Annotated in this window: 12 protein-coding genes; 10 read left to right on the forward strand and 2 right to left on the reverse strand. The window is 45.3% G+C overall.

Translation table 11 applies throughout. The annotated features are described in order from the left end of the window. Positions 1-51 precede the first annotated feature (51 nt). From BMZ72_RS00310 to BMZ72_RS00330, 7 genes are all read left to right on the forward strand, one after another. Positions 52-930: a helix-turn-helix domain-containing protein gene (locus tag BMZ72_RS00310; protein ID WP_089807134.1), complete on the forward strand. Its 879-nt coding sequence runs from the start codon at positions 52-54 to the stop codon at positions 928-930. A gap of 532 nt (positions 931-1462) precedes the next feature. Continuing rightward, the gene (locus BMZ72_RS00315; RefSeq protein WP_089804118.1) at positions 1463-4582 is read left to right on the forward strand and encodes a SusC/RagA family TonB-linked outer membrane protein; all 3120 of its coding nucleotides are present in this window, start codon (positions 1463-1465) and stop codon (positions 4580-4582) included. Between the two features lie 29 nt (positions 4583-4611). Then, positions 4612-6072 (forward strand): RagB/SusD family nutrient uptake outer membrane protein, encoded by a 1461-nt coding sequence (locus tag BMZ72_RS00320; RefSeq protein WP_089804120.1) that lies wholly within the window; start codon positions 4612-4614, stop codon positions 6070-6072. Positions 6073-6102: 30 nt separating this feature from the next. After that, positions 6103-7941: a sulfatase-like hydrolase/transferase gene (locus tag BMZ72_RS00325; protein ID WP_089804123.1), complete on the forward strand. Its 1839-nt coding sequence runs from the start codon at positions 6103-6105 to the stop codon at positions 7939-7941. 7 nt (positions 7942-7948) lie between these two features. Beyond that, a complete protein-coding gene (locus tag BMZ72_RS36890) occupies positions 7949-8071 on the forward strand; it encodes a hypothetical protein (RefSeq protein ID WP_255373068.1) in 123 nt (40 codons plus the stop codon). A 10-nt stretch (positions 8072-8081) separates the two neighbouring features. Then, on the forward strand, positions 8082-8240 hold the full coding sequence (locus BMZ72_RS36465; protein WP_012792910.1) for a hypothetical protein: 159 nt from the start codon (positions 8082-8084) through the stop codon (positions 8238-8240). A gap of 47 nt (positions 8241-8287) precedes the next feature. Beyond that, a complete protein-coding gene (locus BMZ72_RS00330) occupies positions 8288-9169 on the forward strand; it encodes a sterol desaturase family protein (protein ID WP_089804125.1) in 882 nt (293 codons plus the stop codon). Between the two features lie 50 nt (positions 9170-9219). Here BMZ72_RS00330 and BMZ72_RS00335 read toward each other — a convergent pair whose 3' ends face one another. Continuing rightward, entirely contained in the window at positions 9220-10680 is a 1461-nt protein-coding gene (locus BMZ72_RS00335) for a TIGR04222 domain-containing membrane protein (protein ID WP_089804127.1), read from the reverse strand. Between the two features lie 252 nt (positions 10681-10932). Between BMZ72_RS00335 and BMZ72_RS36230 the strand changes: the two genes are divergently transcribed. Then, positions 10933-11217: a hypothetical protein gene (locus BMZ72_RS36230; RefSeq protein WP_143087555.1), complete on the forward strand. Its 285-nt coding sequence runs from the start codon at positions 10933-10935 to the stop codon at positions 11215-11217. Positions 11218-11541: 324 nt separating this feature from the next. Here the strand turns inward: BMZ72_RS36230 and BMZ72_RS00345 are convergent, their stop codons facing one another. Then, complete coding sequence (locus tag BMZ72_RS00345; protein ID WP_089804131.1) at positions 11542-12816, reverse strand: MFS transporter; 1275 nt, start codon at positions 12814-12816, stop codon at positions 11542-11544. 418 nt (positions 12817-13234) lie between these two features. On the opposite strand from BMZ72_RS00345, the gene BMZ72_RS00350 reads away from it, so the two are divergent. Together BMZ72_RS00350 and fabD are read left to right on the forward strand one after the other, a co-directional pair. Further along, complete coding sequence (locus tag BMZ72_RS00350) at positions 13235-13759, forward strand: UpxY family transcription antiterminator (protein WP_089804134.1); 525 nt, start codon at positions 13235-13237, stop codon at positions 13757-13759. Between the two features lie 34 nt (positions 13760-13793). Next, positions 13794-16163 carry an ACP S-malonyltransferase gene (gene fabD, locus BMZ72_RS00355; RefSeq protein WP_089804135.1) on the forward strand — a complete coding sequence of 790 codons (2370 nt, stop codon included), beginning with the start codon at positions 13794-13796 and terminating at the stop codon, positions 16161-16163. The last annotated feature ends 16 nt before the right edge of the window (positions 16164-16179 follow it).

The raw sequence follows: 16179 nt of genomic DNA on the forward strand, positions 1-16179 counted from the left end.
GGGTATCTTTGTATAGAAAGGGATATTTTTCGAACATGAATGCCGGCTGTTATGAAACAGATCAATAAATACGAAGGGCTATATGGCGACCGGGATGCCAAACCGGATGCCGGGTATATATTTTCTGAACTGCTGGGTACCAGGAGCTGGAAGTTTGACTGGAATATCGAGCCACATATACACCCGTCCATTTATCAGCTGTTTTTCTTTGAGGAAGGGAAGCTGACTTTTTTTGAGGCGGATAGTCAGCGGGAACTACAGACGCCCTGTATGTTACTGATCCCACCTATGGCGTTACATGGATTCAGGTATGAGACAGTTGCCGGTGGAAGGATATTGACATTGTCTGACGTCATGCTGGATACATTGTTTCCCGAATCAGCACTATTGGCGCCTATGTTGACAACGATCCGCTGTTTTGCAGATTTCAGCGGTCCCTATACGGCTGAAGATATCCTGGCTTTAATAAAAGAAGTGGATAAAGAGTTGTTTGGTGATCTGCCGGAAAAGAAGACGATGTTACGGATCTGTCTGCAGAAGTTATTCCTGGCCGTCTATCGTTTGTGGCAGGATCAGCAATCAACGGGTACGCTATCGGATCATCATTCCCTGGGTTATTTCAGACGATTTCAACAGCGCATAAGAGAAGAAGGTTTGCGGTATACGATTGCGCAATTTGCAGAAGAACTGGGTATTACCACTGTGCATCTGAATCGTATCTGCCGGGAAGTGATCGGTAAATCTGCGGGTCAGTTAGTACAGGACCATATTTTAGAAGAAGCGAAAAAGTACCTGACATATACCTCCTATACTGTTTCGGAAATTGCGTATCTGCTCAACTTTGAATATCCGAATTACTTTGCACGGTTCTTCAGAAAACATGCGGGAGTTTCTCCAAAAGAGTTCAGGACAAAAAAAACAGGGCATTGAAAATAAAGAACTGGGTCTTACAACCGCAATAGTAGACGACGATACTTGATCAAGTACTCTCTTCCTGCACCCTGTAAATTATTAGTACATTAATTTGGTGGACTAATAAATACTTTCTATTTTTGGTCCTATAACCAGCGTATTCCCCTGTAATTTATTACCAATGACACAAAAGGGATCAACCAGATATCAAACAAACAACACTTGTAGTCACAAAGCTGACAGCTGTTGTTGTTGTCGCTGTTAATTGAAGTTACATCCTGGCTTAATTCTTCGCCTGAATCTTACCCGCTTATCAGACTGATCACTGAACAATAGTATTTCCTGTGGAGGGAGATGCCATACTATAAACACAAACTTATGTCGTCAGCAGAAATCCTTGTAAAGATCCGCGGTATCCCGCGATAATATAAAAAAGTTGGCCTGTACTGCGGGAACAGTACAGGCCCGACTAAACAAATGCTTTGGGCGTACTACTCTGCGAAAAATCGTGGAGCGGCACTTTATTGTCTAATCACTAATTACAAATTTAATGAAAAAAGTTCTCTTGCTCATCACCTGGCTTTCAGGGATGGCACCTGTAACGTTATACGCACAACAAACCGTCTCAGATCCTGTAATTAATTCTACACTCACCGGCACTGTCGTAGACAGCAAAACACAAACGCCGATCATTGGCGCATTGGTACGCATCAAAGGCACTACCAATCAGGTATTGACGGATGCAAAGGGGAACTTCTCTTTTAAAACGGGACAGAAACTACCTTATATCCTTGAAGCAGCTTTCATCGGATATAAAAAACTGGAGATCAAAGCAGAAAAATCTCCCCTGCAGATCGTATTGCAGGAAACGGAAAGTCAGTTGAATGAGGTGGTGGTAGTAGGATATGGTACGCAACGTAAGAGTGATATTACTGGTTCTGTGGCCAGTGTATCTAAAGTATTACTGGCGCAACCGGCTGCTGCATTTGATAATCTCCTGCAGGGAAGCGTACCGGGTGTAGCTGTTACACAAAGTTCGGGTCAGCCGGGAAGTACGGCAACGATCCGTATCAGGGGAGGAAACTCTATTAGTTTCGGGAATGCGCCATTATACGTCATAGACGGATTTATTATCTATAACAATAATGACTACGCCAATACAGGCGCGTCCAATGGTACCGGGGTCAACGCATTGTCTACTATCAACCCCAGTGATATCGCTTCCGTAGAAGTCCTGAAAGATGCTTCCGCTACCGCGATCTACGGGTCACGCGGTGCTAATGGGGTTATCATTATCACCACAAAAAGAGGCCGCAGAGGACATGATGAGGTCAGCTATAATACCTACGTCGGCACACAACAGGTAAGAAAGAAACTGGATCTGCTCAATGCCACACAGTGGGGTGAGTTGATCAATGATATCAATGTTAGTACAAACAGTCCTAAAACATATACAGAAGCCCAGCTGGCAGCTTTAGGAGAAGGCTCCGACTGGCAATCCGCTGCATTGCGGAAGAAAGCCCTGCAGAACCATGAACTGTCTTTCTCCGGTGGTGATGAGAAGTCAAGATACCTCATTTCGGCCAACTACTTTGATCAGGGTGGTATTATTGTCAATACTGGTTTTAAACGTTATTCCGGACGTGTCAACTATGAACGCTCCGTCGGCGATAAACTGAAGATCGCGACCAATATTTTTGGTAGTCAGTCGATAGAAGACAAGTTGTATGGTAACGGTTATAACAGCCTGAATTTCCAGAGTACGGCTTTTGCCAATCTGTTACAGGTATCACCGGTAGCAAAGATCTGGAATGAAGACGGGACTTATAATACCAGCAGTCCGTACTCAGCGAATCCAACCAATCCTATACAGGATTTTCAATCTACCATCAATAAGACTTACCTGAGAAGGATCCTGGCCAACACTTCCCTGGAGTATAAACTGTTCAGGGAGCTCACGCTGAAAGTTACAGGTGGTGCAGACCTGATCAATACAAAACAGAACTATTATTCACCTAGTTATGCTGGTTCACCAGGAGGTAGTGCCAGTGGCTATGCCGCCGGTGGTTATGCTTCTGTTGGTAATCTGAGTGCTACTACCTGGATCAATGAGAATACATTGACCTACGATCATGCCTGGAATGAAGAACACTTTCTGAACGTGCTGGCAGGGTACACCATGCAACATCAGAAAGATGAATCGGCAGTAGCCAGTGCGCAGAAATTTCCAAACGATCTGACCTCATTCAATAACCTCAATTTCGCCAGCACGCCTGTCCTGTCAGTTTCTGATGGACATCAATCTGCCCTGAACTCTTATCTCGCAAGGGTGAACTATTCTTATCAGCATAAGTATAATGTAACGGTTTCACTTCGTTCGGATGGTTCTTCGAGACTGGGACGAAACAACCGATGGGGGTATTTTCCATCGATAGGATTGTCGTGGAACGCCAGCAAAGAGACATTCGCACAGCGCTGGGAACCCACGGTCAGCGACGTAAAAGTGAGGGTATCTGCGGGTAGAACGGGTAACTCGGAAGTGCCGCCTTATAGTTCGCTGGCAGCATTGTCGCCTACTAACTATTATTTCAATGGTGCGCTGGTAACAGGTATCGCACCTGTACAGATCGAGAACCCTGATCTGAAATGGGAGACGACGACGCAATATAACGCCGGACTGGATTTCGGTATCCTGCACAGGAGAGTGAATGTCTCTGTGGATGCTTATTATAAGAAGACGACAGACCTGCTGCTGAACGTACCATTCCCGTTGTATACCGGTTATGCCAGCGTATTACAGAATGTGGGTAGCGTAGAGAATAAGGGTATCGAACTGAGTATCACTTCCGATAATATTAAAAGCGCTGATTTTAGCTGGAAATCAACCCTCGTACTGGGCGCCAACAGGAACAAAGTACTGGGACTGGGTGATGGTACAGATTATTATTTCCCATTGGCCCCAACGGGTTATGTTTCTCCGGTGATCGTAAAAGTAGGGCTGCCTGTAGGTAGTTTCTGGGGATATAATACCAATGGTCTGATCACGAAAGAGGACCTGGTAAAGGGTATTCCGGTGTTATCAGGCGTGTCGCAACAGGCAGGAGATACGAAGTATGTTGATACCAATGGTGATGGCGTGATCAGCACGGCCGATAAACATAATCTTGGCAGTGCACAGCCAAAGCTGACCTTTGGTTTGACCAATACGCTGAACTATAAAGCCTTTGACCTTTCATTTGTATTCCAGGGAAGCTATGGCAATAAGATCTTCAATTTCCTGCAACAGAAACTGGAAATTCCGACCCTATCACTGAATGCCTCAACGACCTTACTCGACAGGTACAGTGAAAGTAACCCGAATGGTAAAGTGGCCCGTGCCACGAATGCACCGGTCGCCCAGGTAACTGACCGCTATATAGAAGACGGAACATTTGTAAAACTGAAAAACCTGTCGCTGGGCTACAATCTCCCTAAATCAGTACTGGAAAGGATCCATGTCAACCAGTTACGCATTTATGTCACTGCACAGAATATCCTGACCTGGACCAACTATACGGGGCTGGACCCGGAGGTTAACTTCTATGATAGCGATAACACCAAGCAGGGGATCGATTATGGCGCTTATCCTGCTTCAAAAAGCTATCTCGTCGGATTGGGCGTAACCTTCTGATAACCCTGTTCTATTTTAAAATCAACACAATGAAAAGACTAGCGATCATATTACTGGTGACGGGTACTATGGCTGCATCCTGCAATAAGCTGGATGAGTCGGCGTCTTCCCTGATCACTTCTTCACAGTTCTATAAAACGAAAGCGGATGCCATAGCTGCTGTATCTGCCATATACAGTACTACTAATACAGATGCTGCCGGGGATTTCCCGATGTATGGAAGAAATCTGAACCTGCTGACCGGTAATGGCAGCGATGACCAGGTGTTCAGTCCATCGAATACCAATCCGGATGTACGCGCATTGGGGACAGCCACTTATGTGGCGTCAAACGACAGGGTGAAAAAGAACTGGCAGCAGCATTACTTTGGTATCAGCCGTGCGAATGTAGCTATTGATAATATTCCGAACATTGATTTTGATACGACCCAGAGGGCACGACTGGTCAGAGAAGCAAAGTTCCTGAGAGGCTTGTTCTATTTCAATATTGTACGTCTCTGGGGGGATGCACCCCTGATATTACATGATCCTGCCAGCATCGATGTGAAGGCACAAAAGGTAAAACGTGCGCCTAAAGACAGCGTATATGCACAGATCATCCGGGACCTGACAGATGCGACCCTGTTGCCAAAGACCTACATAGGAGGCGATATCGGCAGAGCTACCAGCGGAGCTGCACATGCGTTACTGGCAAAGGTCTATGTAAACCGCCGGGAGTGGAGTAAGGCCCTGACAGAGATCAATGAGGTGATAAACGGAGGGTATGGCTACGCCTTGTTTGAGAAGTATGCAGATGTCTTTCAGCAGGCAACAAAAAATGGAAAGGAGCATATTTTCTCTGTACAGTTTGGGACGAACCTGGGAGCAAAGAATAGTTCGCAATCATTAAGCAGTAGTAATTTTTCCTCTTTCAATACGGCTGTTTATCCGGGTGATCAGCCGGCAGATACCAGTCTCTTCCAGCTATTTGCAGCAACAGATGCAAGGAGAGATGTGAGCTTTCTGACCCGTATCTATAACGCGGCGACTGGTAATTATGTCACTTTCAGTCCGGCCCGTTTTGCAAAGTTTATAGACTACTCTATCACGCCGCTGACCAATCAGGCGCAGAGCGGTATCAACTACCCGGTGATCCGGTATGCGGATATCCTTTTGCTGAAGGCGGAGGTATTGAATGAAATCGCAGGTAATCCTGTTGCGGAGGCTTATACGGCCATTAATGCCGTAAGGGCAAGGGCTAATGTCGGCGGACTGACACAGGGCCTAAATCAGGCTGATTTTCGCGATTCTGTCTTCCTGGAGAGAAGAAAGGAGTTTATACAGGAAGGGAATCGCTGGTTTGACCTGTCCAGACGGGGCGGCAGTTACCTGTATGACGCGCTGAAAAAGTTACCTGCGAAGACGGGGGCTGCACTGAAGGATACACTTTATCCTATCCCGCAGGCCGAAATAGATATCAACAATCAACTCACCAATAATCCAGGGTGGTAATCACAACAATATAAACAACAATTACACGACATGAAATTCTTCACTTTAAGCACAGTGATACTTGTAAGCGGGCTTGCACTGAAGGCCCAGCAACCTTATCAGGGTACGGTAGGCCGCACGCTGGCAGAATCAAAAGAATGGTGGCCCGCAGCAGTAAAACCGCCTGCGGGTTCACCCAATGTGATCTGGATCCTCCTGGATGATGTCGGTTTCGGTGCTACCAGTGCCTTTGGCGGTGTGATCAGTACGCCGACGTTTGATAGTCTGGCGAATAACGGTTTGCGTTATACCAATTTCCATACAGCTGCGATATGCGCACCTACCCGGGCTGCACTGATGACCGGGAGGAATCATCATGCCGTACATATGGGCGGGTTTGCGCATTACTTCTCTTCTGCCGGCTTCCCTGGTTACGACGGTCGTATTCCCTCCAGTTCAGGCACTATCGCAGAGATCCTTAAAGAGAACGGTTATAACACTTTTGCGGTGGGTAAGTATGGTCTGACGCCCGATGAAGATACCTCTGACGCAGGCCCTTTCGACCGCTGGCCTTCCGGTAAGGGATTCGAACACTTCTTTGGTTTCCTCGGATCAGAGACTGACCAGTATAAACCTGCCCTGGTGGAAGACAACGTGAATATCAAACCAGATGGCAGGCATCTGAGCGAGCAGATCACAGATAAGGCGATCAGTTACATCGCACGTCAGAAGAAAGCAGCCCCGGATAAGCCATTCTTCCTGTATTATGCACCAGGAGCTACACATGCACCGCACCAGGTGACACCTGAATGGAGCGATCGTTATAAAGGGAAATTTGACGGTGGATGGGATGTGTTCAGGGAACAGGTATTTGCCAATCAGCAAAAACAGGGTATCATTCCTGCGAATGCAAAACTGCCGGAACGAAATGCAGATATACAGGCATGGAATACCCTGCAACCTGATCAGCAGAAATTGTACGCCCGCTTTATGGAGGTATATGCTGGTTATCTGACGTATACCGACTATGAAGTGAGCCGTGTGGTAAATTACCTGCGTGCTATCAATCAGCTGGACAACACCCTGATATTCGTGGTGCTCGGTGATAATGGTGGCAGCAAGGAAGGTACACAGGAAGGAACCGTTACAAAGGCTTATACACCGAGAAGAAACAAAACCCTGACCCGTGATTCGGCCAGGTTATTTAATGAGGCGCATATCAGCGATATCGGTACGCCGGAATCTGATGCCAACTATCCTTTAGGATGGGCGCAGGCTGCTAATACGCCGTTTAAATACTGGAAACAGGATGCTAATTCAGAAGGAGGCACCCGTAATCCGCTGATTGTATTCTATCCGAAAGGGATCAAAGAGAAAGGTATCCGTACGCAATATGGCTATGTATCAGATTTGCTGCCAACGACACTGGAATTCCTGAAGATACCATTCCCGAAGGAGATCAAAGGCATTAAACAGGATAGTCTGCATGGTACTTCCCTGGTGTATTCCTTTGAGCATGCCGGTGCTCCTTCCCGTCATACAGAACAGTATTACTATATATTCGGCTCCCGTGCGATCTATAAAGATGGCTGGAAAGCAGGTGCTGCCCATCATCCGAATATGGTAGAACTGAATGACTATGCCGGCAGTGTGAAGCAGGTACCCGCAAAAGACTTCGATAAAGATGTCTGGGAACTATATAATCTGAATGAAGACTTTAATGAGCGGGTGAACCTCGCGGAGAAATATCCGGAGAAGCTGGCGGAGCTGAAACGGCTGTTTGAAGCCAATGCGAAGAAGTACAATATCTATCCGTTTATCGACTGGGATGATGTATTCCGTGCAAGACTGATTAATTCACGTAAGGCATTCAGTGCCGCTGCAAAATGATTATACTATGATTGTACAGGACATTCTGCTATTGATCAGGAAGATCATTGTAGGTATTATTGTTTTTCTGATCCCCTTATTTGTTATTGGTGGTGTATTATGGTTGATACAACACTGGTTTTTTGCTTAAACAGATCTTTATGAAACTGGATAAAGTCACCCGAAACAAAATCACCAGGGATGCACTGATCAGCATCTTTCTGTTTGCATTACCGGTATTACTGATGTTACTGTCCTTTAAGATCTCGGGACAGCGGCCCTGGAAACAGCAGGCAGCAACGGCTAAAGTAAGCAGGTAGAAATTGTATTTAACCATGCCTTTGCGGCACTTAAAAACAACAATGTTATGTTACAGTATATTGAATCCATCTTCACACATCTGAGCACCTGGGGCCTACCGGTGATCATGCTGATCGTTGGTATTGCTGAATTCTCTTTTGGCTTATATGAACAGCGCTGGACGCGCAATGAACGTGTCCTGGATATCGTCTGCTTCGTAGTACCGAAGATAGTGGTAAGACCCTTTGTGGCTTATGTCGGACTGTTATTACTACCAAAGTTCCTGCCGGGAGCGAAAGGCGCCTTTGCCTGGGTACCTTTCTGGTGGGGCTTCGCCATTATTGCGGTAGCGGATGACCTGACACAATACTGGTATCACCGTCTGCATCACCAGGTGCCCTGGTTGTGGCGTTTCCATCGTACCCATCACTCGGCGCCCTATATGGGGATGGCGATGGCCAGTCGTCAGAATATTATTTATACGATCTTCTTTTCGCAGATATACCTGACAACGACACTGGTGTATCTTGGTTTAGGATATCCCGTGTTGTTTGTAACCGGTGTGAAATCGCTGATCACAACAGCCGCCCACTCCAGCATAAAATGGGATAAGCCATTCTATACAGTGAAATGGCTGAAACCGATCGGCTGGGTGATGGAGCGGCTGATATCAACGCCTGCAACGCATCATGCACATCATGCAGACACGAGTGATGATGGTGTAGGGTACTATAAAGGAAACTTCGGGAATATGTTCTTTATATGGGATATTATTTTCGGTACAGGGATCATTACAAGACAATATCCCAGCGGCTATGGTATTAAGCATTATAAAGAGGAGGAGTGGTACTCACAGTTCCTCTGGCCTATTTTTAAATCAAAGCGTGAAGGTAGTGAGTTATCCCTGCATGGACCGATGGTAGGAGATAGTGTAGAAGCATCAAAGTAAAAATATGGTATAAAGACTTCCTGGCAATAGGATTGCCGGGAGGTCTTTATTTAGTCACCACCTCCTCCGCAACCACCACATCCACCTCCGCAACTACTTCCGCAGCCGCCTCCTCCACTGCTGCAACTACTACCACTGCAACCTGATCCGCCGCTACTACAACTGGAAGCTCCACCGAAGTCCTGGTTCACAGGCATTGCACGTTCATTCCTGAAAGCGCTGCTGGTATAGGCAGCAAACATGCCGGTCAGGAACCCTATCTCAGCAAAACCACTTACAGCGGATAGTCCATTCATCGCAAATCCGGGTACGATGTTGTCTGTTTTATCCGGATTATCTCCAAACTTTTCAATAAAGCAGTCTTTTGCTGCCTGATACATAGCGAGGTCTCTTCGTGCAGCGGCGGATACCAGTCTGCTTATGATGAATACGGCGACTATTTCCAATATCAGGTATCCGATGGCTTTTCCATTCATCAATCCCTGTATGAGTCTTGCACCTGCCATACCATATAATGCAACGTGTATGATGTTGATGAAAGGCCGGTGTTGTACGGCGAATTTGTCCAGTGCGACCATTAAGGGATGGCTGGCTTCACCCGCATTATACCAGCGGGAAGAGATCTCACTGTAGGTGACATCTGCGTCATCGTTTTCTGCTTCGAAGCCAGGCATCAGAGGGTTTAGTTCATTTAACCTGGGTGCATAACCCCGCTTATTTAAAACGAATGCATGATCTCCTTCGGGAACGATCAGACCCCGTTTAACAAGATCAATAATCCCGGTTTGTACTGCCCTGGCTCTACCGTATACGAAGGCCGCGATCTGATAAGGAGATATATCATCAGGGAAGTATCTTTTCAGTACATCAACAGCCTGTTGTTTACTTTTTTCCAGGTAAATGCAAAGGATGGTCAGCAGACAACTGGCGTATACAAAGAAGAATGCCAGGAACTGCGGGCCTTTCAGCTCGAAAGGAATGAGCTTTCGGAATACCAGTCCGGAGAAGATAAACGGGAGTGCGCATAAAGCAATAAACCAGCGTTTCAGCGCAGGTGTCCATTTGATGATGGGCTCCTCCGGCACCGGAACAAATTCCTTTGGAGTTGGCCAAATATCTTCCGGGGCTTCTGTGCCGAAGTTCCGGTGGTATAATCTTTTGGTTGTCTTATACCAGTTCAGGTGTTTGTAATCTTCCTGTGTACCTCCCATTGAAGGATAGTGATGAACGTCCTGCCCCAGTGTATGCTTACAGAAGTCTGTCCAGTAAGACTGCGTATGGGTCAGATGAAGGTGCCATACCTCATCAACAATCTGAGAAGGTGCTGCACCGGTAGGAGAGGTACAGCAAAGCAGCATGAATTTTTTGTACTCTTCAATGGCTTTCTGTGTGAATGCGATTGTCCAGTTTTGTTCTGCTGCCAGTTTCTTTGTAAAGTGATTGACGGGACTTCCGCCATCGAAATTAAATGCCTGGATCTTCGTCCAGAGGGCTTGCTGTTCTTGTGTCATAACTTGTTTGGGTTAAATTGTGAATGCTGTTTTTGTTTCATATAGATGGCCTTTTTGATCCTCTCCACTGCATAGGTATATGATACCGGTAATGCACGATGTATAACGTGTTTACTGGTATACCAGCATTTTGTAATGCAGGTATAATTGAGTGGAGGTATTAGTATATATATTGTATAGATGATGAAGAAAGCAGGTAACTGAGGAGCGTTCAGGATATAGGGAATAGGGTGTCTGAAATCCGGCGCACAGATGAGAAGTGCTATAAAAAGAAAGAGGAAAGCGGTAAGGGTTGTTTTATTATTCCACGGAGTGGGAGGAGCGTTCGTAATGGGAAAAGATTTCCTGGGAGGTGGTGATGTGTCAGGTGGTGGAGGTGCGGTACTAAAGATACATGGTTTCTCTATTGTATCCGGTGGCGCTGCGCCCGTCGGAGATATACAGCAGAACATGATACATCTTTTGTATTCATCTGTAATGCGTTGCGTAAATTCCGTGAACCAGTTTTGTGAAGTAGATAATGTGTGGGCGAAGTAGCTGTCGGCAGTGCCGTTGTCGAAAGTAAAAACCTTAATATTTGTACAGTATGTTTGATATGTTACTATCATGCGTTTACTCAAATACTTTCACGATGTAAATTAAGTGGAATTTTTGATATCTGTTCATTTTCCGACCTTTAATTTTATGTTATCAACTAAACCAGTATGGTAGATCAGGATGGTGTATATCATGCAGCACTACTAATTGTTATTTTTGTATTGATCCCGTTCAGATATTTGTCAGACAATGCTTATGTTACGTTTGTCCTGCGTTTGTCAATGGAGGATGAACGTAACATAAGTATTGTCTGATACTGTGCTATCAGGCAGGATGTACACTTGGTTTATTTACTTTTTGGGTATTGGTGTTTTTTTCAAGGATCATTTTATTGATCCTGTAGACGAGGTATATACAAATTACGGTAATTATCACCATCATATAACCAACGATATTATAATGTTCCAGGGGTTGTAGCTTATCTTTTTGCGTCACGATAATACCTGCAACTGCTGCTGCTATACCTCCGGCTATTTGCTGGAGAGAGGCAGTGATGCTCATGTATGCGCCCCTGTCCTGGGCTTCCGGAATAGCGCTGGTCAGTGCACTGCTAGGGATCATCCTGCTCATAATACTGGACATCATCAGCATATTCAGGGCAACAACAATCCAGAAAGGAGTAGGTCCGAGATTTGTATAGATCACTACTATTGTCATCATAAGTATGGAGGCAAATGTGAATAGCTTAAACTTGTCCATTTTATCACTCAGCTTACCTATTAATGGCATTACCACCAGTGTTGTGATACCTGATGCCATAAATAATACAGGTAGCTGGTTTTGTGTTATATGCAGATTATTTACAGCAAAAGAACTGCTGAAGGGCATCATCATGAAACCACCTATTGACATTAATGCGGTGGCGATATAACCAATATGGTAGCGGCCGATGGAGAGTGCATGTCTGAGATGTAAAAGCGGAGAACGCGTTTGTTGTATTTGCAGATGTTGCTGTAACGGCTGCAATTTAACGGCGATCATTATCAATACTATTAGTCCTATTGCAGATACGAGTACAAACGGATACTGCCATCCCCATAGATTCGCTATTAATAAACTGACAGGAATACCTAATACCTGGCTTGCACTAAAGCCCAGTTGCAGGTATCCCATTACCCTGCCCCGTTGTTGTAAAGGAAAAATGTCGGCAATGATAGCCATAGCCATAGAGCTGATCACACCACCGAACAGGCCTGTAACAATACGTGCGGCGACTAGATAAATATAAGAGGGTGCGATAGCGCAGCACAATGTTCCTACTATAAAACCTGCATAAAAAAAAAGTAATAATTTTTTACGGTCGTATCTGTCCGCGAAACCTGCAATTAATAATCCCGATATTCCCGCACTAAATGCATAAGCGGATACTGCAATCCCGAACTGTGCTGGTTTTAGGGATAAAGATTTAATTAATAGATCGCCTAATGGAGCGATCACCATAAAGTCAAGCAGTACAGAGAATTGAGCAACTGCAAGTATGAAGATGGTTAATTTCTGATAAGAACTGAACTGTATAGTTTCGTTGGATGTCTTTGCCATGGCTATTTTAAAGGGTTTAAACGGATTTGGAATTATTTCTGAAGGGGTAGATCGATGTGTGTAGTAATTGCAAGTTCTTAAAAATATTCAGAGAAACAAATCGTTTCAACATTTGTTTTTATATTTTTTTTACTAATTTTATCAAAACATAAACACACTATCCATATAATCGTAGACACGAAGTTTTTAATCCTTAAATAACCCAAAGACTTTGTTAACTAGCAGTATCGTTTAAGTAAGTTTTCACAAAATTTTTTGCTTTTAATATAACATGCCTGTGGCATAGTCCGGCGAAGCCATGTTTTGCCCGCAACTGTATATGACTTTAGAATACGGCCTACAGCCTTATGAATGAATTTGTTACATATGCCAGTTCATTCGTTTCCCTCATTTATACTATTCAGTAACAAACACATTTATGAGATCATCAATGTCTATTACGCAGCAGCGTGACAGCAAGTGGTATGTATTATATACATACCCGCTGTTTGAAAAAAAAATAGGAAGGCAGTTGGCACTAATAGATATTATTCATTATCTCCCGGTAAGAACAGAAGTGCGTAAGTGGAGTGACCGTCTCAAAAGAACAGAGGTGCCTTTATTCCCCAATTACATATTTGTTAAAACAAACTTACTAAACAAAACGCCTATACTGAGCATACCTGGTGTAGTTCGCTTTGTTTCGATAGAGGGAAAGGCTATCCCTGTGAGCGAGGACGATATCAATAAGATCAGACAGATAGAGGCGTCTAGACAGGATGTAGAAATAGAGTCTGTTTATAATACGGGGGATAAGATCAGAATACTAAATGGCGTGTTTTCCGGATTAGAGGGAGAATTATATAAAAGATCAAACCGTCTGCGTGTGTTGATCAAACTGCCTGTAATAGCGCAGGCTGTATCAGTAGAGATCAGCAACTGTGATATAGAAAAGCTTGCCTGACAGAATCTTTCGCTTGTAATTTAATATACTTGTTATGATTGCTTATTTGTTTCCCGGACAAGGCTCTCAGAAAAGAGGGATGGGTGAAAAATTGTTTGATAAATATACTTCGCTGGCAGATGAGGCCAGTGAAATACTTGGTTATAATATCAGGGAATTGTGTGTAGTGGACGAACATCGTTTACTTAATCAGACGCAGTATACGCAACCTGCATTATATGTGGTGAACGCTTTGTCATACCTCGACAGACAGGAAACAATGCCCAAACCTGATTTTGTATTGGGACATAGTCTGGGGGAATATGTGGCGTTGTTTGCTGCAGGTGCATTCTCTTTTGAAACGGGTCTGAAACTGGTAAAACAACGTGCGGAGATAATGGGACGTGTGAAAAACGGGGGTATGGCTGCTTTACTGGGATTGAAGATGGATACTGTCAGAAAAATACTTGTCGAAAATAGCTACAGCAGCATCGATATCGCTAATTACAATTCTGCAGAACAGATCGTTATTTCTGGTTTACAGGACGATATTATCAGTGCACAGAAGGTATTTGAAGCGAATGGTGCGAAGCTTTATTATCCACTGAATGTGAGTGGCGCTTTTCACTCCAGATATATGAAGGAAGCAGAGGAGGCCTTTGCCACAGCTGTCGCCCATGTACATTTTTCCCCATTGCAGATACCGGTTATTTCCAATGTGCTGGCCCGTCCCTATGAGGATGGCCGTATCGGAGAATTACTGACAACACAGATCACCAGTCAGGTAAAATGGTATGAGAGTATTTCTTTTCTGCTGCATAATGGTGTATCTGTATTTCAGGAAGTAGGCCCCGGCGATGTACTGACGAAGATGCAGGGATTTATTGCAGCCGCGCCTATGCCGGCGCAGGTGGCCGGTTTTACACCAGTGCAACCGCCTGTAAAACGGCTGGAACAACTGGCGCCACCTGAAGTGAAAGAGGATGTAATAACAGATGAATTGCCTGCCTATTACAGGCAGTTGATTGGAGACGAAGTCTCAGAGGGAGATGAGCCGCTATTTACAGCAGCACACCTGGGGAGTGCCGGCTTTCGTAAGCTATATAAAGTAAAATATGCTTATGCAGCAGGTTCTATGTTTTATGGCATCTCCTCAAAGGAGTTCGTGGCAAGAATGGGCCGGGCCGGTCTGTTAAGTTTTTACGGGTCGAAAGGAAAGAGCCTGGCAGAGATAGAAGCCGCTATTCTTTATTTTCAGGGCTTACCGTCCCTGCCTTATGGTATTCATCTCTGGCACCAGCCGGACGATGCATCCGCAGAGATGGCGCTTGTAGCATTGCTGCAGAAACATCAGGTAAGCGTTGTGGAAGCCGGTGGGTATACTACGCTGAGCGAGGCGATCGTATATTACCGCGTATCAGGTCTTGTAAGAGGTGAAAACGGCCGTACAGTTATCCGGCATCATATCCTTGCTAAAGCTGCCCGTCCTGATATAGCAGCGCTATTCCTGCAACCACCACCGGAGAAAATAGTGGAGCAGCTTGTAGCTTCCGGGAAGATCACAAAAGAACAGGCCCTTATGGCAGCAACCGTACCTATGGCAGATGATATCTGTGCGGAAGCGGAAGGAACAGGTATGGGAGGACGTAAAATGCCTTATGCTTTGATGACGGTATTCAGGCAACAAAGAGATCAGCTGGCGCGTCGTTACGGTTACCAGGAGGCACCCCGTATCGGACTGGCCGGAGGCATAGGAACACCGGAAGCAGCGGCAGGTGCGTTTCTGACAGGCGCTGAATTTGTACTGACAGGTTCGGTGAATCAGTGTACAGTGGAAGCCGGTACCAGCAGAGAGGTAAAAGATATGTTGCAGGAGACAGGTATACAGGACACCGACTATGTACCAGGAGAAGAGTTGTTCGAATTTGGCGCGCGTATACAGGTGCTAAAGAAAGGACTGTTTTTCCCGGCCAGGGCGGCCCGGTTATATGAGTTTTACCGGATGTATACTTCTCTGGATGAACTGGACCCAAAAGACAGGACGCAGCTTGAAACGCGCTATTTCGGTGCAACGCTCGACGCTGTTTTTGAAGAGCTGAAACAAACGCTCAGTCAAGCTACTATTGCCAGTGCTATGCAGCATCCGCGGCACAAGATGGCGCTGGTTTTCAGACAATATTTTGAAAAAAGCATGAAGGCGGCACTTTCCGGCGATCAGGCTGCCAAACTGGATTATCAGGTACAAAGCAGTTCGGCGCTGGGGTCATTTAATGAATGGGTAAAAGACACCCCTTTAAGACACTGGAATAACCGGCATGGGGATAGTATCGCCCTGTTACTGATGACCGGTGCAGCCGCTTATTTATCCCGTTTTTATAATACTGCACTTGTCGCCCGGGAAAGCGGGGCTATGATTCCGGCATAACCATTTTCAGCTATTT

Source organism: Chitinophaga sp. YR627, from assembly GCF_900114995.1.
Lineage (GTDB): Bacteria > Bacteroidota > Bacteroidia > Chitinophagales > Chitinophagaceae > Chitinophaga.

Bases quoted from the DNA above. Each gene is read 5' to 3' on its own strand.
- BMZ72_RS00350 (WP_089804134.1), top strand. From the start codon at position 13,235: ATGAGATCATCAATGTCTATTACGCAGCAGCGTGACAGCAAGTGGTAT.
- BMZ72_RS00345 (WP_089804131.1), bottom strand. From the start codon at position 12,816: ATGGCAAAGACATCCAACGAAACTATACAGTTCAGTTCTTATCAGAAA.
- BMZ72_RS00320 (WP_089804120.1), top strand. From the start codon at position 4,612: ATGAAAAGACTAGCGATCATATTACTGGTGACGGGTACTATGGCTGCA.
- BMZ72_RS00325 (WP_089804123.1), top strand. From the start codon at position 6,103: ATGAAATTCTTCACTTTAAGCACAGTGATACTTGTAAGCGGGCTTGCA.
- BMZ72_RS36465 (WP_012792910.1), top strand. From the start codon at position 8,082: ATGAAACTGGATAAAGTCACCCGAAACAAAATCACCAGGGATGCACTG.
- fabD (WP_089804135.1), top strand. From the start codon at position 13,794: ATGATTGCTTATTTGTTTCCCGGACAAGGCTCTCAGAAAAGAGGGATG.
- BMZ72_RS36230 (WP_143087555.1), top strand. From the start codon at position 10,933: ATGAGAAGTGCTATAAAAAGAAAGAGGAAAGCGGTAAGGGTTGTTTTA.
- BMZ72_RS00335 (WP_089804127.1), bottom strand. From the start codon at position 10,680: ATGACACAAGAACAGCAAGCCCTCTGGACGAAGATCCAGGCATTTAAT.
- BMZ72_RS00315 (WP_089804118.1), top strand. From the start codon at position 1,463: ATGAAAAAAGTTCTCTTGCTCATCACCTGGCTTTCAGGGATGGCACCT.
- BMZ72_RS00310 (WP_089807134.1), top strand. From the start codon at position 52: ATGAAACAGATCAATAAATACGAAGGGCTATATGGCGACCGGGATGCC.
- BMZ72_RS00330 (WP_089804125.1), top strand. From the start codon at position 8,288: ATGTTACAGTATATTGAATCCATCTTCACACATCTGAGCACCTGGGGC.
- BMZ72_RS36890 (WP_255373068.1), top strand. From the start codon at position 7,949: ATGATTGTACAGGACATTCTGCTATTGATCAGGAAGATCATTGTAGGT.